Source organism: Staphylococcus sp. GDY8P126P, assembly GCF_017891965.1.
Classification (GTDB): Bacteria; Bacillota; Bacilli; order Staphylococcales; family Staphylococcaceae; genus Staphylococcus; species Staphylococcus saprophyticus.
Genome location: NZ_JAESKG010000001.1, coordinates 260,997 through 283,882 on the forward strand (window position 1 = coordinate 260,997; position 22,886 = coordinate 283,882).

At 33.4% G+C, this 22,886-nt stretch carries 21 protein-coding genes, 1 other RNA gene and 1 other annotated feature; all 22 genes read right to left on the reverse strand.

Annotated elements, in window-relative coordinates; all coding sequences use genetic code 11:
* Positions 1–158: 158 nt before the first annotated feature.
* The 22 genes from KA893_RS01315 to mreC all read right to left on the reverse strand — a co-directional run bounded on the left by KA893_RS01315 (position 159) and on the right by mreC (position 22,624).
* Positions 159–929, reverse strand: coding sequence for a tRNA threonylcarbamoyladenosine dehydratase (locus tag KA893_RS01315; RefSeq protein WP_210125526.1), 771 nt, complete (start codon positions 927–929; stop codon positions 159–161).
* 141 nt (positions 930–1,070) lie between these two features.
* Positions 1,071–1,262, reverse strand: a non-coding RNA gene (gene ssrS, locus KA893_RS01320) — 6S RNA.
* A gap of 63 nt (positions 1,263–1,325) precedes the next feature.
* A complete protein-coding gene (gene aspS / locus KA893_RS01325) occupies positions 1,326–3,092 on the reverse strand; it encodes an aspartate--tRNA ligase (protein WP_069822037.1) in 1,767 nt (588 codons plus the stop codon).
* 12 nt (positions 3,093–3,104) lie between these two features.
* Positions 3,105–4,367, reverse strand: a complete 1,263-nt coding sequence (hisS, locus tag KA893_RS01330) for a histidine--tRNA ligase (RefSeq protein WP_194375718.1) — start codon at positions 4,365–4,367, stop codon at positions 3,105–3,107.
* 327 nt (positions 4,368–4,694) lie between these two features.
* Entirely contained in the window at positions 4,695–5,570 is an 876-nt protein-coding gene (locus tag KA893_RS01335) for an N-acetylmuramoyl-L-alanine amidase family protein (protein WP_075339790.1), read from the reverse strand.
* On the reverse strand, positions 5,567–6,019 hold the full coding sequence (gene dtd, locus KA893_RS01340) for a D-aminoacyl-tRNA deacylase (RefSeq protein ID WP_037538327.1): 453 nt from the start codon (positions 6,017–6,019) through the stop codon (positions 5,567–5,569). Before dtd ends, KA893_RS01335 begins: the two co-directional genes overlap by 4 nt.
* Positions 6,020–6,031: 12 nt before the next feature.
* On the reverse strand, positions 6,032–8,221 hold the full coding sequence (locus KA893_RS01345; protein ID WP_002483103.1) for a RelA/SpoT family protein: 2,190 nt from the start codon (positions 8,219–8,221) through the stop codon (positions 6,032–6,034).
* A gap of 325 nt (positions 8,222–8,546) precedes the next feature.
* Positions 8,547–9,065, reverse strand: a complete 519-nt coding sequence (locus KA893_RS01350) for an adenine phosphoribosyltransferase (RefSeq protein ID WP_194375719.1) — start codon at positions 9,063–9,065, stop codon at positions 8,547–8,549.
* A 12-nt stretch (positions 9,066–9,077) separates the two neighbouring features.
* Positions 9,078–11,357: a single-stranded-DNA-specific exonuclease RecJ gene (gene recJ, locus KA893_RS01355; RefSeq protein ID WP_002483101.1), complete on the reverse strand. Its 2,280-nt coding sequence runs from the start codon at positions 11,355–11,357 to the stop codon at positions 9,078–9,080.
* Positions 11,358–11,538: 181 nt separating this feature from the next.
* Entirely contained in the window at positions 11,539–13,815 is a 2,277-nt protein-coding gene (gene secDF, locus KA893_RS01360) for a protein translocase subunit SecDF (RefSeq protein WP_198065245.1), read from the reverse strand.
* A 381-nt stretch (positions 13,816–14,196) separates the two neighbouring features.
* Entirely contained in the window at positions 14,197–14,457 is a 261-nt protein-coding gene (gene yajC / locus KA893_RS01365; RefSeq protein ID WP_011302951.1) for a preprotein translocase subunit YajC, read from the reverse strand.
* A gap of 15 nt (positions 14,458–14,472) precedes the next feature.
* Positions 14,473–15,618 carry a tRNA guanosine(34) transglycosylase Tgt gene (tgt, locus tag KA893_RS01370; RefSeq protein WP_210125527.1) on the reverse strand — a complete coding sequence of 382 codons (1,146 nt, stop codon included), beginning with the start codon at positions 15,616–15,618 and terminating at the stop codon, positions 14,473–14,475.
* 20 nt (positions 15,619–15,638) lie between these two features.
* Complete coding sequence (gene queA, locus KA893_RS01375) at positions 15,639–16,664, reverse strand: tRNA preQ1(34) S-adenosylmethionine ribosyltransferase-isomerase QueA (protein WP_145437531.1); 1,026 nt, start codon at positions 16,662–16,664, stop codon at positions 15,639–15,641.
* A 2-nt stretch (positions 16,665–16,666) separates the two neighbouring features.
* Entirely contained in the window at positions 16,667–17,671 is a 1,005-nt protein-coding gene (ruvB, locus tag KA893_RS01380; protein ID WP_002483095.1) for a Holliday junction branch migration DNA helicase RuvB, read from the reverse strand.
* 33 nt (positions 17,672–17,704) lie between these two features.
* Positions 17,705–18,307: a Holliday junction branch migration protein RuvA gene (gene ruvA / locus KA893_RS01385; RefSeq protein WP_041080565.1), complete on the reverse strand. Its 603-nt coding sequence runs from the start codon at positions 18,305–18,307 to the stop codon at positions 17,705–17,707.
* Between the two features lie 12 nt (positions 18,308–18,319).
* Positions 18,320–18,775: an ACT domain-containing protein gene (locus KA893_RS01390; RefSeq protein ID WP_069837972.1), complete on the reverse strand. Its 456-nt coding sequence runs from the start codon at positions 18,773–18,775 to the stop codon at positions 18,320–18,322.
* Between the two features lie 11 nt (positions 18,776–18,786).
* Positions 18,787–20,082, reverse strand: a complete 1,296-nt coding sequence (gene obgE / locus KA893_RS01395) for a GTPase ObgE (RefSeq protein WP_037538322.1) — start codon at positions 20,080–20,082, stop codon at positions 18,787–18,789.
* Between the two features lie 131 nt (positions 20,083–20,213).
* Entirely contained in the window at positions 20,214–20,498 is a 285-nt protein-coding gene (gene rpmA / locus KA893_RS01400) for a 50S ribosomal protein L27 (protein ID WP_002483091.1), read from the reverse strand.
* An 11-nt stretch (positions 20,499–20,509) separates the two neighbouring features.
* On the reverse strand, positions 20,510–20,830 hold the full coding sequence (locus tag KA893_RS01405) for a ribosomal-processing cysteine protease Prp (protein ID WP_002483090.1): 321 nt from the start codon (positions 20,828–20,830) through the stop codon (positions 20,510–20,512).
* Positions 20,831–20,832: 2 nt separating this feature from the next.
* On the reverse strand, positions 20,833–21,141 hold the full coding sequence (rplU, locus tag KA893_RS01410) for a 50S ribosomal protein L21 (RefSeq protein ID WP_011302944.1): 309 nt from the start codon (positions 21,139–21,141) through the stop codon (positions 20,833–20,835).
* A 13-nt stretch (positions 21,142–21,154) separates the two neighbouring features.
* Positions 21,155–21,228 (reverse strand) — a sequence feature (ribosomal protein L21 leader region).
* Between the two features lie 35 nt (positions 21,229–21,263).
* On the reverse strand, positions 21,264–21,782 hold the full coding sequence (gene mreD / locus KA893_RS01415) for a rod shape-determining protein MreD (RefSeq protein ID WP_002483088.1): 519 nt from the start codon (positions 21,780–21,782) through the stop codon (positions 21,264–21,266).
* The gene (mreC, locus tag KA893_RS01420; RefSeq protein ID WP_037538318.1) at positions 21,782–22,624 is read right to left on the reverse strand and encodes a rod shape-determining protein MreC; all 843 of its coding nucleotides are present in this window, start codon (positions 22,622–22,624) and stop codon (positions 21,782–21,784) included. The genes mreD and mreC overlap by 1 nt, the downstream gene beginning before the upstream one ends.
* Positions 22,625–22,886 lie beyond the last annotated feature (262 nt).

Sequence of the window (22,886 nt, forward strand, 5' to 3'; positions counted from 1 at the left end):
ACCTCAAATACGATGAAATCATTTTCTATTTTAAGCCTTACAAATATAAAAAGCGCTAACCCAATGAAGATGGATTAGTGCTTTTTAATTTAGGCTTTATTATTACTTTTAATTGTTTGAATTAAATATCGCACAAAAATAGTCTTTTGTAGCACTTATTATTTTTTATCCTTAATTCTAGTTACAGGTATATCTTTTAAAATGTCATTAACAACGTAACTAGCACTAATTAAACCCACTACACTCGGTACAAAGGCATTAGATGAAGGTGGAATTTGTGCCTTTCTTGTTGAAGCATTTGCGTCTCCAACAGTTTCTTTAACATCTTCTCTAATGACGATTGGACTTTCATCAGAAAAAACCACTGGTACCCCTTTGGTTATACCTAATTTTTTTAATTTTCTACGAATGATTTTAGCCATTGGATCCATATATGTTTCTGAGATATCGGAAATTTGGAATTTTGTAGGATCTGTTTTATTTGCCGCACCCATGCTCGAAATCACAGAAATCCCTCTATCCAAACACTCTTTCATAAGATGAACTTTATACATAATTGTATCACTTGCATCGACAAAATAATCGATATCATAATTATTAAATAATTCCTCATATGTATCCTCAGTATAAAACATATGCAGAGATGTCAACTTACAATCAGGATTAATAAGTTTAATGCGTTCCTCCATCAATGTTACTTTACTTTGCCCAATGGTTGTTGTCAAAGCGTGAAGTTGTCTGTTGACGTTAGTAATATCAACATCATCTTTATCTATAAGAATAATATGTCCAATATTAGTTCTTGCAAGTGCCTCAGCTGCGAATGAACCTACGCCACCTACACCTAAGATAACAACAGTCTTTTGTTTTAAAAGCGCCAGGCCTTCCTGACCGTATGCTAATTCATTTCTAGAAAATTGGTGTTTCATGTCATACTCCTTATTCATAAAAAATTATTTATTTTAAAAAATCATATTGTCAAAATTATATTTTCGTCGTTCATGTATTTTAAAAGTATAGTTTATCGTTTAATATCAAAAAAATACGCAAGACCGAAGTCTTGCGTACCGATAGAGTCCGTTAGTGCCGTAGTTATAAAATGCTTGATCATTCGGCCTGCTTATAACAGGTGGGTGCCCTGTTTCTTGTTTTGCAAGTCCTCCTAAATGAGGCGTGTGCGCTGCAAGAAAACCCATTGGGCTCCCGGATCAAAGAGTGTTAGGCCCAAATATGAAGCAAACTTACGAACACTACAGATGACTATCTTATGGAATAATCATAACACAATATTAAAATATAGCAAGAATTAAAACTTCGTGAACCTATTAATGACGTATACGTAATGATAGTTCTTCTAATTGATTTTCAGAAACTTCACTTGGTGCATCTGTTAATAGACACGTTGCTGAAGCCGTTTTAGGGAATGCAATCGTATCACGTAAATTCGTACGACCTGTTAATAGCATAACTAAACGGTCAAGTCCTAACGCAATACCACCATGTGGTGGTGCACCATATTTGAATGCATCAAGTAAGAAACCAAATTGTTCCTGAGCTTGTTCTTCAGTAAAGCCTAAGACTTCAAACATTTTAGCTTGCAGCTCTCCGTTATGGATTCTGATTGATCCACCACCTAATTCGTAACCATTTAACACAACATCGTATGCATTAGCTTGTGCATTTTCAGGTTCGCTATCTAATTTTTCAATATCTTCTTGTTTTGGTGCTGTGAATGGATGATGTGCTGCAGTATAGCGTTTGAGATCTTCATCATATTCTAATAATGGCCAATCTGTTACCCACAAGAAATTCAATTTAGATTCGTCTATTAAGTCTAACTCTCTTGCAAGTTTAAGTCTAAGTGCACCTAAACTTTGAGCAACAACATTGGGTTTATCAGCAACAAATAATACTAAATCTCCAGATTCTGCATTTGTTAATGATTGTAATTTTTCAATATGTGTTGTTTCAAAGAATCTAGCGATTGGACCACTTAAACCGTCATCAACCACTTTGACCCAAGCCAATCCTTTAGCGCCATAAATATTTACAAATTCAGTTAATGCATCAATATCTTTTCTAGTATATTGATCAGCTGCCCCTTTTGCAACGATTGCTTTAACTTGGCCATCATTATTAACGGCATCTTTAAATACTTTGAAGTCCATCTCTTCGCCAAGTTCAGATACATTAATTAACTCCATTTCAAAACGTGTATCTGGTTTATCTGACCCATAACGTTCCATTGCTTCATTATATGTCATTCTTGGGAATGGACGTGGAATTTCAACATGTTTGACATCTTTTACGACATTTTGCAACATTTCTTCACCCATATCCATGACATCTTCTTGATCAACAAAGCTCATTTCGATATCGACTTGAGTGAATTCTGGTTGACGGTCGGCACGTAAATCTTCGTCACGGAAACATTTGACGATTTGATAGTATTTATCAAAACCACTAATCATTAATAACTGCTTAAAAATTTGAGGTGATTGTGGTAATGCATAAAACTCTCCATCATGTACACGAGAAGGTACAAGATAATCACGCGCACCTTCAGGCGTTGATTTAGTTAATACTGGCGTTTCGATATCAAAAAAGCCTTCTTTATCTAAATATTGTCTTATTGAACGTGTTGTTTGATGTCTCATTTTAAAAGTTTGTGCTAATTCTTGTCGTCTTAAATCAAGATATCTATATTTCAATCGAATGTTTTCATCAACATTTTGATTTTCTTCATTAATAGCAAAAGGTGGCGTTTCTGATTTATTAATGATATTGATTTCTGATACTTGCACCTCTACTTGACCCGTTGCAATTTTATGATTGACTGTTTGAGGGTCACGTTTTTTAACTAGACCTTTAACCTCTACAACATATTCCGATCTTACGGTTTCAGCAGTTTTCAATGCTTCTTCAGAAAAATCTGGATTAAACACGATTTGTACATAACCTTCACGGTCACGTAAATCAACAAAAATTAATCCTCCCAAATCTCTACGGTTGTGTACCCAACCCTTTAATGTAACTTCTTGATCTAATAAAGATTCCGTTACTAAACCACAATATGTTGTACGTTTACTCATTTTATCTTCTCCTTATTTTTTAAAATAATTAACTAATTTATCTAAATCAACGCTTTCACTTTCACCTGTTTGCATATTTTTAACATTAATTTTATTTTCTTGTAATTCTTGCTCACCAATAACAATTGTGTAATTAGCATTTAATCTATCCGCTTGTTTCATTTGACCCTTAACTTTACGTTGTAAGTAATCTTTATCTGCCTTAACACCATTTCGACGTAAATCATTAAGTAGTTTAACTGCATATCGATTTGCTTCTTCACCCATCGTAACAATGAATAAATCAAAGTCATGTTCAGTATCTAGTTCAATGTTTTCTTCATCAAGTGCTAACAGTAACCTTTCAATACTTAAAGCAAAACCTATACCTGTTTGGTGAGGTCCATCTAATAACTCTAATAATCCATTATAACGACCGCCACCACATAAAGTTGTTATCGCACCATCATAGTTAGGATTATCAATCATTAATTCAAATGCAGTGTGCGTATAATAGTCTAGGCCTCGTACCAAATTAGGATCTTCAACATAAGGTACACCTAAGTCATCTAAATGTTGTTTGACATCTGCATAATACTGCTTAGATGTTTCATTTAAAAATTCTATAATTCTAGGCGCAGTTTTCACTGCTTCTTTATCTTTATCTATTTTACAATCCAATATTCTCATTGGATTCGTGTGCAATCTTGATTGACAATCACTACAAAAGTCGCCAATAACTGGTTCGAAATGTTTAACTAAAGCTTCGTTATATTCGTGACGTGAATCGATATCACCAATACTATTAATCACTAATTTTAAATGTTTTAACCCAAATGATTGATAAATGTGCATTGCCATAGCTAATACTTCAGCATCAACACCAGGGTTTTCAGCACCAATTGCTTCAACTCCAAATTGTGTAAATTGGCGATAACGTCCTTTTTGTTTGCGTTCATATCTAAACATCGGACCATTATAATAAAGCTTAATAGGTTGATTTGGTAAACCTTGCATTTTATTTTCAATGTATGAACGAACTACTGCAGCAGTCCCTTCTGGACGTAACGTAATGCTTCTATCACCTTTATCTTTAAAAGTATACATTTCTTTTTGTACAACATCTGTAGAATCTCCTACACCACGTGCAAACAATTCAGTACTCTCAAAAATAGGTGTACGAATTTCTTGATAATTATATACTTCCATTAATTCATCTAATCTTGCTTCTATAAAACGCCATTTTTTAGTTTCATTTGGTAAAATATCTTGCGTCCCTCTAGGTATATTGATCATAGAATCTCTCCTTTTATGCAATAAAAAAACCCTTGCATGACTAATAAGTCATACAAGGGACGAATTTCCGTGTTGCCACCCTAATTGGTTATAAGTTGTAATTTATAACCCACTTCTTACGATTAACGCTCGTTACGCGGCTTTTTAAAAAGCACCTGTTCTTGTGTTATATATTTCTAACTTAATTTGCATAATTTTTCAGCCATGAATTATGTCTCTACACACGTAAAATGCTACCATTTCAATTAGAAATTTCAAGAATCATATCGGTTTTAATATAGAATTCATATTCAATGATAACGACTTTGTTAAAAATATGCAACCTTTTTATTCTGAAAAATACGCCCGTAGTCCTTCAACAATTGTTTGTTCTACAATATGACGATGTAATTTTTCTGTAATCATATCTTCATCTGTTGGATTACTAATATAACCTAGCTCTAATAAGACAGCAGGTACGTTTGTTTGTCTCAATACTTGGAAGTTTTCTTGTCTTGCGCCTTTATTGGTTAATAACGCTTTCTTTTGCAAGCTGGCACTTAAGGTTTCAGCTAATGCTTTTTGATTGTCTTTAAACCAATAGACTGTACTTCCATTTGCTGTGGAAGATTTAAGTGAATCATTATGTATACTAATATAAGCATCACCTTTAATATTACGGTCATCAAGTGTTACATAAGTATCAGACTCACGCGTCATACTTACTGTTGCGCCTTCTTTTTCAAGAAGTGCTCTTAATTCTTTAGCCGTTTTTAAAGTATATACTTTCTCTTTGCTTTTTTTGTGGGTATTACTTGATGCACCCTGATCACTACCACCGTGACCAGGATCAAGTACAATTGTTTTATCTTTTAATGGTTTAGCATTGGGATTCTTATCTGCTTGAATATTCAAATTGGTATGCCAACCTGCTACCCAACCTTTTTCTTTGTTATTACTGGATACAACTTCTATCCATTTACCAGTTTTGCCTATTTTATGGAAATTTTGTCCTTTGTCAATTGAATGTATTTCAGGATAAGCAGCGCTAGGTCCTGTTCTCAATTCAGCATCTTCAGTAATATAAATCGTACTACTGTCTTCGTCATTATGATTTAAGAAAGCAATGGCCATAAAAACAAAGAGTACAAATGCAACAACGACAATAAGTGTGGGGATGTTTCTAAGATTATGTTTTTCTAACCAATCATTGAACTTCTTCATATGATTTTGCCATCCTGACTTTCATAAATAATCGTTACAGGACCATCATTGGCAATATCAACAAGCATGTCTGTACCAAATTCACCGGTTAATACATTAATACCATATGAGCGTAAAGTATCATTGAATTGTTCATATAATTCATTAGCGCGATCAGGTGACATCGATTGTGTGAATCCTGGTCTATTTCCTTTTCTAACATCTGCATACAAAGTGAATTGTGAAATAGACAATATTTCTCCTTCAACTTGTTGTAAGTTTAAATTTAATTTACCATCTGCATCCTCAAATAAACGTGCATTAACAATTTTTTTCGCTAATGTAGCAATATCTGCTTCAGTTGATGATTTTCCTACACCAACTAATAAACAGTAGCCTTTATTTATTTTATTATCTACTGAGTCATTTGTAACTGAAGCGTGTTTCACTCTTTGAACTACGATTCTCATTTGGTTGCACCTCTAATTCCATACTCTAGTGACTGTGTATACATCGCCGAGCTGTTTAATTTTATCTACAACTTGGTAAACTTCATTTACATTTTTTACCATAACACTAATATTAATCACTGCATTTTTGTCAATATCTGAACGGCCTGAAACTTTGACTAAGTTGCTTTGTGTTGAATTGACAGCTTGTAATACTTCATTTAAAAGGCCGTTTCTATCGTAAGCAGAAACTTCTAAATCCACTTGATAGCGTTGCGTTGAATCCTTTGAGCGTACCCATTCAACATGTATCAATCTTTCTTTTTCATTCTTGATATTTGGACAGTCCGTTCGGTGAACTTTTATGCCATGACCTTTAGTGATATATCCAACGATATCATCTCCGGGTATAGGATTACAACATTTTGATAATCTAATTAATACATTTTCAATACCTTCTACATATACACCACTATCGGTTGTAATATCATCTTTAATTGGTACAGATTTAGTAATTTCTTGTGCTTCATTCAAGGCTTTTTGTTTATCGATAATACGTTGTTTTTCAGTTAATTTATTGACTATTTGTAGTGCAGTTACGCCACCAAAGCCTACAGCTGCAAATAAATCATCTTCATTTGCAAAATTATATTTATCATTAACGACAGCGATATTATCATCCGTTAGCACGGTATCAACTCTAAAGCCTTGGTCTTTAATTTCCGCTTCAATCATGAATTTACCCTTTTCAATATTTGAAGAACGGTCTTGCTTTTTAAAGAAACTACGTATTTTACTTTTAGCACTAGATGATTTTACTATTTTCAACCAATCTCTACTAGGACCATAAGAATGTTTACTCGTTCTGATTTCTACTATATCACCAGTTTGTAACACATAATCTATCGGCTCAATTTTACCATTTACTTTTGAACCAATCATCTTATTACCTACTTCACTATGTACCGCATAGGCAAAATCGATAGGAACCGCACCATATGGTAATTCAATTACATCACTTTCTGGCGTAAATGCATAGACTTTATCACTTTGCAAGTCAAATTTAAGAGTTTCCATAAACTCTTCAGCATCAGAAGTTGTATTATTTGTTTCAGCTAATTCCTTAATCCAATTCAATTTATTATTAAAATTTTGTGACTTCTCAGTTACTTTCTTACCTTCTTTGTATGCCCAATGTGCTGCAACACCGTGCTCTGCAATTTCATGCATTTCAAAGGTTCTTATTTGAATTTCTAATGGATCGCCATTAGGGCCCACGACTGTAGTATGTAATGACTGGTACATATTCTGCTTCGGCATAGCAATATAGTCTTTAAATCTGCCTGGCATTGGTTTCCATAATGTATGCACTAAACCTAACACAGCATAACAATCATTAATTGAATTGACGATGATACGTATTGCTAATAGATCAAAGATTTGATCAAATTGTTTCTTCTGTTTAACCATTTTTCTATAAATGCTATAGATATGTTTAGGACGACCATTAATATCCCCTACAATATTCATACTAGTTAAATCAGACTGAATTTGATTAATCGCGTTTTGAATATACTCTTCTCTTTCACTGCGTTTCTTTTTCATGAGATTCACGATTCTAAAATATTGTACAGAATCTGTATATCTTAAAGCCGTATCTTCTAATTCCCATTTAATCGTATTAATCCCTAATCGATGTGCTAATGGTGCATAAATTTCTAATGTCTCTTTAGAAATTCTAATTTGTTTTTCCCTTGGCATTGCTTTTAATGTTCTCATATTATGTAATCGGTCTGCTAATTTAACTAAGATAACTCGAACATCTTTAGCAATAGCAATAAATAATTTTCTATGATTCTCTGCTTGTTGTTCTTCTTTAGATCGATATTTCACTTTTTTTAATTTTGTTACGCCTTCAACAATTACTGCAATTTCTTCATTGAACATGCCTTTCACATCATCAAATGTATAAGGTGTATCTTCAATTACATCGTGTAAGAAACCTGCAACAATCGTTGGACCATCTAAATGCATTTCCGTTAAGATACCTGCAACTTGAATTGGATGCATAATATAAGGTAATCCATTTTTTCTAAATTGGCCTTCATGTGCTTCGTAGGCTATATGATAACTTTTTAATACAAATTCATAGTCCTCTTTTGATAAATATGATTTTGCTTTAGATAGTACTTCATCTGCACTATATGGATATTCATTATTCACTTAAGACACCCCTATACTAAATATTAATCGCTATTAGATACCCAGTATTATATTTCGTTAGCTTCAATAGCTTCTATTCATTGTATTATTTTCGATTATAACGTTTTTTTACGTTATTAGGCCAAATTTTGTATAATAGTTATATAATACTACATGTTATTAAATAAATAAATGCGTAGGCCATACGAATAATAAAATCCAGTTTAAAATTATTCTAATTTTCATTTCAAAGTATCATTTAGAACAGTCCATATTTGAATAAATAAAAAAGTCAGATAGCACATGCCTTAAAATGTGCATATCTGACTTCTTTTACTAGATTAATTTAATCTTCATATGAAATTAAACTCATTACATCATAGTCTTTAATTTTTTCAATACCGTTTAAGTATTTTAATTCTATTATGAATGCGATGCCAACAACAATGCCACCTAATTTTTCAACAAGTTTAATAGCAGCTTCAATTGTTCCACCTGTAGCAAGTAAATCATCCGTGATTAATACACGTTGCCCTGGTTTTATAGCATCTTTGTGCATTGTTAACACATTCGTGCCATATTCTAAATCATATTCATAACGGATAACTTCGCGTGGAAGTTTGCCTTCTTTACGCACTGGTGCAAAACCAATGCCCATTGAATATGCCACTGGACATCCAATGATGAAACCACGCGCTTCAGGTCCAACAATAATATCTACGTCTCTAAGTTTCGCATATTCAACAATTTGATCAGTAGCGTAACCATACGCTTCTCCATTATCCATAATTGTCGTTATATCTTTAAAATTCACACCCAGTTTTGGCCAATCTTCAACTTCAGATACATATTGTTTTAAATCCATTCAAACTTCCTCCTATTTATCTACCAGTTCAGTTTTAATCCATTTTTTTAAATTAGCGAAATCATCATAGAGAAGCACTTTTTCAACTTCTATTCTATCTAGTCTGCCTTGATAGTATTTACTAGATTCTATTTCTCTCTTTGTTGAAACACTATTCATTTTAATTATACCATTTTCATCTTTTATAAACTCTAAATCAAGAAAAACTTTTAGAATGAATTTAAGCATACTTGGTTGTATATTTAAAAATTGGCATAATTGCATGCCTTCTTTAGCTAAATCTGTTTCTTTTTTAGTTGCCAATGCTTTAAAGCATTTTTTAAATGTTTCCATTTTGGGCATACCTTCAAAATAAATTGAGCGTTCGTGATTAAGCACCAAGTATATTTGAGAAACATCAACTGTTTTAAGTGTTGTTTTTATAGCTTGAATTGAAGGTGGTAAATCTCTAAATACATATTTATCATATGATTGGTCAATTGTATCACCATAGTAGTAATAATTATCATCTAATTTTTCACTCTTGTTATGAATGAGATATGCAACGTTACTTGAGTCTTGTTCAAATCCACTCACTTTACTTTTGCTTCTATAATCTAAAATTTGTAAATTATTACTTGCTAAATCTTGAATCATAAATTGTGGAGATTGAAATCCGTTCCATTCATTTATTTGAAGTGTACCTATTACATTTATAGGTTGCTGTTCTCCTAGTTCTTTCACAAGATGACCATTCTGCCAAAAAATAGCTTGCAATTGGCTATCACCTAATACCATTTTCAAATGTTTTTTATCTTGACCAATGGCTTTAGCTTGATTGACTATGACGCCTTCTAATTCAAAACATGGGCTTGAAAAGTCAGTACCAAATGGTCTAAGTCTTTGAATATCTTGAATATTCTTGATTGTTATATCTGTTTCTGCTACTTTAACATCCACTTTTTTACGCGGTTCTAGTGATGTTGTTGATGCTAATTGTGCCATCCAATCATTTAAGCCTTGTCTTAAACTTTCGATATTTTCAATTGGCATTGTGATTCCAGCAGCCATATGATGCCCACCAAATTTTGAAATTAAATCTGAATGTGCATTTAAAATTTCAAACATTGAGACTTGTTCTATACTGCGTGCAGAACCTTTCGCATGATCTTGTGCTTCATCAATATTTAAAATCAATGTTGGTAAGCTATATGTTTCTACTATCTTAGATGCAACAATGCCAAGTACACCTTCATGCCAATCTGCCTGTGCTAAAAGTAAAAACTTTGTCCCTTGTTTGACTTGATCCTCAGCAGCAACTAATGCTTCTTCTGTAATTTGGGCAACGATATCTTTTCGTTCTTGATTAAAGAATTCAACTTGTTCTGCTAAAAATTCTGCTTCTTCATCATTATCAGTCATCAATAACTCAGCAGCTAATGCTGCATCTTCGAGTCTACCTACCGCATTCAATCTTGGGCCAATAATAAATCCGATCGTTTCTTCCGTAATTACATCATTATAACCCGCTTGTTTAAGTATTGCCTTAATTGATGCTGGACAATGATCGTTTAGTATTTCTAAACCTTTTTGGACTAAAGCTCTGTTTTCATCAGTTAATGATACCAAATCGGCAACCGTTCCAATAGCAACTAATCCAAGAAAATAAGCTGGCGGTTCATCTAATAAATTTTGCGCTAATTTATATGCAACACCAGCACCACATAAATATTTAAAGGGATAGTCAAACTCAGGATGCATTGGATGGACAATAGCAAACGCACTAGGCATTGTTCTACCAATTTCATGATGATCTGTAACAATAACATCGACACCTAAATCTTGAATCATCTGTATTTCATCATGTCCTTGTATACCGTTATCTACAGTTATTATTAAAGATATACCTTCCTCATGTGCATTTTTAAAAGCCATTTCATTGGGGCCGTAGCCTTCTGAAAATCGATTGGGTATATACCAGCCAACATGCGCACCTAGCGCTTTTAATGTTTCTACTAATATTGTTGTTGATGTTACACCATCTGCATCGTAATCGCCATAAACTAATATTTTTTGATTTTGATCGATGGCTAAATTAATACGTTCTATGGCTTTTTCCATATCGCTCATCAACCAAGCATCATGCATAACTTGTTTATTTTTTAATAATTGATCTATCGCTGCTTTATCGGTAATTTCTTTACTCTCTAATATTTTTTTTACAATAGGAGTTAGTTTTAAATCTAATGAAACATCCTCTGTAATTTCATTTTCTGGTGATTTAACGTCCCAAGTATATTTTGATTTAATCATACTATTCTCCCTCATTTCCACAAGTCATTATACAAAAGAAATCCAAAAATAAAAAGTGGTTCCATTTAAAAATAAAAATCAAGTGCCTGAACAAAGATATAGTTACTACTTTGATAAAGAAAAACGACCTTCTACAATTTATGCAGAAAGCCGTTTCACTATAATTTCAATGACTGATTGTTTATACTAAAATCTTTTCATCATTTGATTTTTTCTCTTTATGAACAATGATTTTGTTATTGTCTGATTTCTTAAGCTGTCGTTTCTTCATAATACCCCATAGCGGTACTGCAATAAATACAGATGAGAATACGCCTGAAATTAATCCAATTAATAAAGCTAATGAGAAGTTAAAGATACTTGGCGCACCGAAAATCAACAATGCAATTACAACAATAACTACAGTTAGTACAGTATTAATAGAACGTGTCATTGTTTGACGTATAGATCTATTAACAATATCATCAATTTGTTCATTTTTAGTAATCACTTTTACTTTGTGTAAGTTTTCCCGTACCCTATCGAATGTAACAATCGTATCATTGATAGAATAACCAATTATTGTAAGAACTGCTGCGATAAACGTAATATCGATTTCTATTCTAAATAGACTGAAGACGGCAACTATCATAAAGGCATCATGTAGCAATGCAAGTACAGATGACAGACCCATTCGCCATTCGAATCTAAATGTAATATAAATGATGATACCAATTGCTGCGTAAATGAGTGCTAACATTGCATTTTTAGCTAATTCCTGTCCTATAACTGGTGATACAGTGTTCACAGTCGGTTTATTACCAAATGATTGGTCTACCGTATCTTGAATTTTAGAAACTTCGTCTTTAGACAAGTCATGCTTAAATTGTACTGTTGCGTTTTTATCATTTTCACCAAGAGAAACTTGATCCGGTTTAAAGCCTTTACTTTCTAAAGTATTTGTAACTTTATTCTCGTCGACTTTATTATTAGATTCAAAATCAACTCGAGTACCACTTGTAAAATCAATACCTAAATTTAATCTGAAAATAAATAATATGATAGCACCCACAACAATAATAAGCACGCTTAAACCTAATAAAGGTTTTGCTAATTTCATAAAATCAATGCGCTCGTATGGTGTTTTCAAGTCATGTATTTCTTTTTCTTCATTAGCGTTATGGATATTTTTCTTACTAACACCAAATAGCCAATTGGATTTCTTAAAGAAATTAGATGATATTAATAACGATAATAACCATCTTGATAAGAATACTGCCGTTACGAAAATCATTAGGATACCTAATAATAACATCGTTGCGAAACCTTTAACAGAACTTTCACCAAAGAAGAATAACACTGCTGCTGCAATGACTGTAGTCAGCTGTGCATCGACAATAGTTAAGAAAGAGCTCTTATTAGCTTTTTTATAGGCTTGTTTAAGCGTTCGCCCAATCTTCAATTCATCTTTGATCCGCTCATACATTATAATATTAGCATCGACTGCCATACCTACACCAAGTACTAACGCAGCTAATCCTGGCAATGTTAATACACCAGAAATAAAGTTAAACGCTACTAATGTTAAATAAATGTAAGTTGTTAAAGCGATAACTGCAACTAATCCCGGTAAACGATAGAAACCTAACATAAATAAGTAAATAACAGCAATACCAATTGCAGCCGCTAATACAGTTTTATCTAAAGCGTCTTGACCAAATTGTGCACCTACAGAATTTGAGTATATTTCTTTAAGGTCTACTGGTAATGAACCAGAATTTAATAAATCAGCGATTTGTTTTGCTTTCTCTACGCCTTCTTCACCATTGAAACCACCAGAAATTTCCACACTATCTGAGTTAATCGGTTTGTCTACAGACGCTGCAGAAACGTATTTAGGATCTTTTTTATCCATTTCTTTATGGTAAGTATCACCTTTTTCATGATCTAACCATACAACCATGACATTTTCATCTTTTTTAGAAATTTCTTCAGTTACTTTTTTAAATTTATCGCTATCTTTTAATTTAAAAGTAACTGCTGGTTGATTTGTATTTTGCTTAAATTCTTGTTTAGCTGACCCTTGTTGAATATCTTTACCTGTCAGTTTGACATTGTCATCAGCATCACGAATCGTTAAATTCGCTTGTGAAGATAAGATATCGCGGGCTTGAGATTGATTTTTCACACCTGCTAGCTGCACACGAATTCTATTATTATCTTCGACTTGTATTTTAGGCTCTGAAACCCCTAAGACATTGACACGGTTTTCAAGCGTCTTAGCTGTCGCTTTTACCGCTTTATCATCTATCTTATCGCCTTTTTGTAAAGGATCAACTTGATACAAGACTTCAAATCCACCTTGTAGGTCTAATCCAAGATTGACATCTTTAACTACGTTCTTATATGTAAGTCCCATGCCTGCAAACAACAGAACTACAAGTAATATGAACGCAACTATTCTACTACTTTTCTTCACTTGAACACCTCATTGTAAGCTTATGTTTTAAGAATACTCGCTTAAATTATATTAATGCAAGTTTAATGAAACTAGAAAATTTTACTCAACAACCTTATATATCTTAACATATTACAACGAGTGTAAAAACTAACTCAACTAAATTAACCTTGTATATTTCATTGTAACGATAGCAAAGCCCAGTTTTGACTAACATTCGTATAATGTTAAATATATGGTATTACATTAAATTATAACACTCTATAGCGTTAAAGGTCTTACTTGTCATTATAACTAGCTGAAGGTAACCTAATAACCAACATCATCTTATTATATATTAGATCAATTTGATTAAAAGATATAAAAAAAGAACTGATATAAACATATCAGTTCTAACATTTATTATGAAGGATCAACTTGTTTAATAGCTGGTTTTTCTAAAGTGATTTCAGTACCATTACCATTTAAAGTTAATACAACTGTTGTTTCGTCAACACTACGAACCGTACCTTTGATACCGCCGATTGTTGTAACACGTTGACCTGAGCTTACTTGACTAATCATTTCACGATGCTCTTTAGCCTTTTTTTGTTGTGGTCTAATTAAGAAGAACCACATTAATACTAATAATAATATTGGTAATATCAATGAAGTAAATTGCATTATTTTTTCTCCCTCTTAAAAGTTTTTTGGGTTTTCAACATTAAGTCCATACTGTTCAAAGAATTCTTCTTTAAAATCTAGAAGGCGATCTTCACGAATTGCTTGTCGGATATTTTCCATTAATTTCAGCAAGAAATGTAAATTATGATAAGTAGTAAGACGTATTCCAAAAGTTTCTTCTGCTTTTATTAAATGTCTTATGTATGCCCTACTATAATTTTTACAAGTATAGCAATCGCAATTATCATCAAGTGGTCCCAAATCTTCAGCGTATTTGGCATTTTTAATGATTACACGACCATGAGAAGTCATACAAGTACCATTACGCGCTATACGTGTTGGTAATACACAGTCAAACATATCCATGCCTCTAATACTACATTCAATTAATGCGTCAGGCGAGCCAACACCCATTAAATAACGTGGTTTATCTTTGGGCATGAATTGTTCCGTATGGTGTACCATATCGTACATCACTGGTTTAGGTTCTCCTACAGACAATCCGCCAATCGCATATCCAGGAAAATTTAAAGCTACTAACTCCTCAGCGCTTTGCTTTCTAAGATCTTTATATTCTCCACCTTGTATGATACCAAACAAGGCTTGATCCTCTGGTCTCGAATGTGCTTTAAGACAGCGTTCTGCCCATCTTGTTGTTCTTTCAATCGAGTCTTTAACATATTTATATTCAGCTGGCATAGGTGGACATTCATCAAATGCCATCATGATATCTGAACCTAAGTCATTTTGAATCTGCATAGATTTTTCAGGACTTAAAAATAGTTTAGATCCATTTGTGTGATGGCGAAATTCTACACCTTCCTCAGTAATCTTTCTTAAATTACTTAAACTAAATACTTGGAAACCACCAGAATCTGTCAGTATTGGACCATTCCAGTTCATGAACTGATGTAATCCCCCACTCTTTCTGATAATATCATTTCCCGGTTGTAACCACAAATGATATGTATTACCTAGTATAATCTTAGTTTCCATTTGATGTAATTCTTCTGGACTCATTGTTTTTACGGTTGCTTTCGTTCCAACAGGCATAAACATTGGTGTTTCAAACGAACCATGAGGTGTATGAACGATACCTAGTCTTGCACCTGATTGTTTACAAGTTTTAATATGCTCATATGTAACAGCTGGCGTTGGCATATAAAATCCCCTTTCATTCCCTAAATAATTAACATTGCATCTCCAAAACTAAAAAATCTATATTCTGAAGCTACAGCTTGATTGTAAGCATTAATGATATAATCTCTAGAACTAAAAGCAGACACAAGCATAACGAGTGTTGATTTTGGTAAGTGGAAATTGGTAATTAATCCGTCAATTGCTTTAAAATTAAATCCAGGGAAGATAAAAATATCTGTCCATCCACTTTTAGCGACAAATCTATCACTTGATTGCATAATTGTTTCTAAAGTTCTTGTAGAAGTCGTACCAACAGAAATAATTCGATTACCATTGTCTCTTGTACTATTTAAAAGATTTGCTGTAGCTTCATCCATTTGATAATATTCACTATGCATTTCATGATCATCGATATTATCTACACTAACTGGTCTAAATGTTCCTAGACCTACATGTAATGTAATAAAAGCTATATTTACACCTTGAGCTTTAATACGTTCTAACAATTCATCTGTGAAATGCAATCCTGCAGTGGGTGCTGCTGCCGACCCTGATGCTTTAGCATATACAGTTTGATAACGTTCTTGATCATCTAACCGTTCTTTAATATATGGTGGCAATGGCATTTCACCTAGCTCATCCAAACGCTCTTGAAGGATACCATCATAGTGCAATCGCATGATACGACCACCTTGATCCAATTCTTCAATGCATTCGGCTATGATTTTCCCTTCACCAAAGGTCAATTTGTTACCAACCTTAATTCTTTTAGCTGGTTTTAATAATACTTCCCAATCATTGCCTTCGATTTGAGTAAGCATTAACATTTCTACCTTAGCACCTGTTTTTTCTTTCATTCCAAATAAACGTGCTGGCATAACCCTTGTATCATTTAATACAAGTGTATCCCCTTCATTAAGGTAATCTGTGACATCTTTAAAATGTTTATGTTCAATATTACCAGATTGTCTGCCAAGAATTAGCAATCTACTTTCATCTCTGTTCTTCAGAGGTGTTTGTGCAATTAATGCTTCAGGCAAGTGATAATCAAATGCTTCAATATCCAAACTTATTCCTTCTTTCCATTCTTCTTGCTAAAATGTTCAAATGCATAAGGTGTCGCTTTTCTACCTCTTGGTGTACGTTCTATAAATCCTTTTTGAATTAAAAATGGCTCGTAAACATCTTCGATAGTTACACGTTCTTCACCAATCGAAACTGCAATCGTATCTAAGCCAACAGGGCCACCTTTATATTGTTCTAAAATACAATTCATCATTTTATGATCAATATAATCTAAACCTTCATCATCAACTTGAAGTAATTGTAATGAAGCTCTTGTTGTGGCAATACTTATTAATTCATCTTCGTTGACTTGTTGGAAATCACGCACGCGTTTCAACAACCTATTTGCTACTCTTGGTGTACCACGACTACGTTTCGCTAACTCAATTGCACTTTCGTCGTCAATGGAAGTGCCTAAAACTTCTGCCGTACGTACGATGATTTCTTTTAATTCAAGCTCTTGGTAATACTCAAGTCTTAAATGTACACCAAATCTATCTCGTAATGGTGCAGTTAAGCTACCAGCTCTTGTTGTGGCACCAATTAGCGTGAAAGGCGGTAAGTCAATTCTAATACTCCGTGCTTCCTCACCTTTACCAATAACAATATCTAAAAAGAAATCCTCCATCGCCGGATACAATACTTCTTCAACAACGCTACTCAATCTATGAATTTCATCTATAAATAGCACATCTCCAGGTTGTAAACTTGAAAGAATTGCAGCCAAATCACCCGGCCGTTCTATAGAAGGGCCTGAAATGATTCTGATATTTACCTCCATTTCATTGGCTATAATATTTGATAATGTTGTTTTACCTAAACCAGGGGGACCAAATAATAAAACATGATCTAACGGTTCTTGTCGCATTTTGGCAGCTTTAATAAACACTTCTAAATTTGACTTAATCGTAGATTGTCCAATATATTGGCGTAGTTTCGTTGGTCTTAAAGATAACTCAAATGAAGATTCTTCATCATGCATAGATTGATCAACCATTCTATCATCCATTTTTTTACCCCCTTTTTAAATATAATTGTATATTTATGCTATAAGTAATTGTAACCCTCGTTTAACCGCATCGTCTACTGAGTCAAATGTTTCTTTACTCAATGATTTTTCAACTTTTGTTAATTCTCGCTTAGAGTACCCTAAAGCTTCTAGAGCAAGCAAAGCTTCTTTAATAATCGGTGCATTAGCGTGGTCCTGAGTATCCATATTTAAAATTTGGCTACTGTCTACATCATTAATTTGGACCTTGCCTTTAAGATCCAATACAATTTGTCTCGCTGTTTTTTTGCCTATGCCAGGAAATTTTGTTAAGTAAGCATCATTTTCATTTTCAATTGCTATTTTGACATCGTTTGGTGAACTACTTGCGAGTATAGCCAATGCTGATTTAGGTCCGATGCCAGTTACCTTAATTAGGCTTAAAAACATATCTTTTTCTTCTTGATTTATAAAACCGTAAAGCAATTGTGCATCTTCTCGCACGATAAGTGATGTATGTACAACCACTTCATGGTCCATGTATTTCTGAAAACGATAAGAATTTGGCGTTTGTATTTCATAACCAACACCTGAAGCCTCAACAACTACGTGTGTAGGGTTTAATTCAGTTAATGTGCCTTTAATATATGCGTACATGAATACACTTCCTTATATAGTCATACTAATTAATTCCACTTTAGAAACATAATCAACGATTCTTAATGCTTCCATTACATCATCAATCTCTAAATCGGTACTTGTAGCATCCAATGAAAGTGTGATGGTTGCTCTACCTTCCATCGGTATACTTTGATGAATTGTCAAGACAGATAAATCTAAATTCGATAATGTATTCAGTACTTCTGCTAACATGCCTACAATATCATTTACGTATAATATCAACGTAAACTCTCTTGTTGATTCGATTTTTTCATCAATTGAAAATATCGTATCTCTGTATTTATAGAATGCACTTCTTGATAAATCAAATTGCTTAACAGCTTCAAATATGGACAGTGATGGATCATTTTTTAAGACTTCTTTTATCTTTAAAGTTTTCACAACAGATTCAGGTAATACATCCTCACGAATTAAGTAAAACTTTTTGTAATCTTTTTTGTCCATATTATGCACTCCTATTCAACAAATTCAAATTCTCCACCTAAAATTCTCACGATATCACCATTTCTACAACCACGTGCTCTTAAAGCATCATCAATACCCATTGAGCGCATTTGACGTGCGAAACGACGTACTGCTGGATCACTATTGAAATCAGTCATCTTGAACATTCTTTCAATTGCCTTACCACTAACAACGTATGCAGCATCATCATCTCTAGTAATAGTGAATTTATCTTGACTAGGCGTATGTTTATAAACAACTCTATTCACACCTAAATCTTCTTCCTCATCTTTACTGAAGTCAATGTCTTTAACTGCTTCTAATTTATCAGCAATCGCATAAAGTAATTCATCTATGTGGTCATGCTTAAATGTAGAAAGCGGTATAATGTGTACTGAATCGTCGTTTATTTCTTCTTTGAATAAAGCTAAATTATCTTCTGCATTCGGCATATCCATCTTATTTGCTACCACTATTTGTGGTCTTTCTTCTAAACGATGTTCATATGCGCTTAATTCTTCGTTAATTACTTTATAATCTTCATAGGGATCTCGTCCTTCAGAACCACTCATATCTATCATATGTACGATTACTTTAGTACGTTCAACATGTTTTAAAAATTGATGCCCTAATCCAACACCTTCGGAAGCACCTTCAATCAGACCTGGTAAGTCAGCCATAACAAAGCTTCTTTGATCTTTAGTAGATACTACACCTAAATTTGGTTTAATTGTAGTAAAGTGGTATGCTCCAATTTTAGGTTTAGCTTTAGAAACGATAGATAACAATGTTGATTTACCAACACTCGGAAAACCTACAAGTCCAACATCCGCAAGTAATTTCAACTCTAAGGTTACTTCAATTTCCTCGCCAGGTTCTCCGTTTTCACTAAAATCAGGCGCAGGGTTTCTTGGTGACGCAAATCGAGAGTTTCCGCGTCCTCCACGTCCCCCCTTAGCTACAACGGCACGTTGGCCATTTTCAACTAAATCTGCTAATACTTCTTCAGAATCTGCACTTTTAATAATAGTGCCTGGTGGTACCTTCAAGACAAGGTGTTCAGCGTTTTTACCGTGCATATTGCTGCTTTGACCACCGTCACCTCTTTTAGCTTTGAAATGTGTTTGGTATCTAAAATCTAATAAAGTTCGTAAGCCTTCATCAACTTCAAATATAATAGACGCGCCATCTCCACCGTCACCACCGGCTGGCCCACCAAATGGTACATATTTTTCTCTGCGATAAGCTGTAATACCATTACCACCATCGCCTGCTTTAAGCGATATTTTAACTTGATCAACAAACATGATTTCACCTCTTTTTTTCAAATTTTAAACTTCTATATCTTTTTTATTATATCATTATCTCATTAACTAGAAAATAAAGACAAAAAATAAACACCAGAAGTGATCACTTCTGGTGTTAACGATGACAAAAATTACTCAGCTGCTGCGTATACAGAAACTTGTTTTTTGTCGCGACCTTTGCGTTCAAATTTAACAACGCCGTCGATTTTAGCGAATAATGTATCGTCGCCACCACGACCTACATTTTCACCAGGATAAATTTTAGTACCACGTTGGCGGAATAAAATAGAACCACCTGTAACGTATTGACCATCAGCACGTTTAGCTCCTAAACGTTTTGATTCTGAGTCACGACCGTTTTTTGTAGAACCAAGTCCTTTTTTAGATGAGAAAAATTGTAAGTTTAATTTTAACATATGCTTGCACCTCACTTATAATTTAGTCTAATATTTTCTTTATATTCCTCTTCAATTGTTTGCAATGATACGAGCATTGCTTGAAGAATTAATTGCGCTTGTTCATTTGTAGTGTCTACACTTCTAACGTGGAAATGTCCACCGTCATCATTGTAATCAATGTCGGGCTTCTCGCTTGTTAATCCCATTATAGCATTAACACTTCCGAAGAGAACTGCGGATGCACCTGCACAAACTATATCATGTCCATATTCGCCATGTTCTGCATGACCATCCATGATAACATCAGTTACTTGACCGGCATCGTTCAATGTAACATCAACAGTAATCATGATTACGCGTTGATTTTGTCGATTGTTAATTTAGTGTAAGGTTGACGATGACCTTTTTTACGTTTTGAGTCTTTACGACGTTTGTATGTGAATACAGTGATTTTTTTACCGCGACCTTGTTTTTGTACTGTAGCAGTAACTGAAGCACCTTCAACTGTTGGCGCACCAACTTTAACTGCATCTCCACCTACAAATAATACTTTGTCAAAAGTAAATGAATCACCTTCGTTAACATCTAATTTCTCAACGAAGATTTCTTGTCCTTCTTCAACTTTAACTTGTTTTCCACCTGTTTCAATAATAGCAAACATACTTTGCACCTCCTAATAATTTAAGTCACGCCAAACTCAGGTGACATACATGTACTTTAACCTGAATCCGAGCGGTTGTATGTAGCTAAAAACTACTCAACTACTGCATTTTAGCATTACGATTACTTACTGTCAATCTTCATTTGTACTTTTCTGAAGAATTTAGTAATAATTGGATATAGTATCACTAATAAAATGAAATTTAATATTAGTGTTGGTATTAGTCTGAAAACAATAAAGTCTATAAAATTAAATGCAATTAAACCTAATATACTATAAATGATTGCAACGTATATTTCTAAGAATATCGTACTTAACCAAACCGTAATAAATAGCATCGTGTTATCTCTATAAAACGTTTTAAAGAAAAAGTCCATGATGACAACAAATAAAATGAAGCCAAATAAATATAATCCGTAAAAACTACCGAAATAAAGGTCCGTTACTATTCCAAATACAGCAGCTAAAATCATAGCAACACCAAAGCTTCTGTAAACACAAATTAATAGTAAATACATAAGCATCAAATGAGGTACAAAAACAATGTCCTTATCCCCTATTTGCATTGGAATGACTAACCCAATAACTGTGTCAATATAGAATAAAACTATACCGATTAGAAAGTAGTATAAAGCTCGCATTAATTATCCCCACTTCCATCGTCAGGTATCGTCTTAGGATCTCTTTTAGCTACATAAACATGGTTTAAGTCTGATAAATTAGCTGCCGTTTTAACTCGAACCTCTTTCGATAGCCCATACTCATCATTTTCAACTTTAGATACTTCTCCTATGTAAATACTGCTAGGTAGTTGATCCGCTAAACCACTCGTAACAACTTTATCTCCTTTTTTAATGCTATCTTTGTTATTAATATCAGTAATTACTAATTCTTCACTTTTCGAATCATAATGATCAATTAAACCAAAGACATTTTTACTATCGTGTTGGATATTTACTGATAATCGATTGGCACGTGTATTGGTTGAAATCAAATCAACCTGAGATGAAAATTGATTAACTTTAGAAATACGACCAACTAAGCCTTCTGATGTCATGACAGCCATATTATCTTGAATGCCATCTTTAGACCCTTGATTAATGATTAATGTATTCATCCACTGATCTGGATTCCTAGATAAAACCGTACTAGAGATGGGTTCAAACTTAGATATATCTTCAATATCCAATTCTTTTTTATACTTTTTATTTTCACTTTCTAATCTTTCATTTTCAGCTTCTAATTGCTTCAATTTTTTCGATTGCTCTTTTGAACCATCGTTTGAAAATAGATTATTAATTGATCCAGTCACAAATTGCACAGGATAACTTACCGCTTTTTGTCCAAACGCTACAGAATCCCCTACGTATTGTTCTACCGGTGATTGCGATTGCGAACGTAAAGACACGCCTATTAAGGCAATAAACACAATGATTGCACACAAAATAACAATCAATTTGTTGTTTTTAAAAAACTTTGACAACCTAAACACCTCTATTACACGACTATTTTATGTTCTTCTATCATTTTATATTACTCATAGTTTGAAATAAAGCACGAACCTCAATAATTTTCAAATCAGTTCTTTTTGTTTAGGTATTCTATTAATACAAACTTTAACAAACTACTTTTAATTAATATATAAGAGAACGATACATTGTATTATAACAATTTTCAACGTGAATAGTGTATTAAAATGATCGATATTAAATAAATAAAGTGCTAAGACGTATTATCTATATAAA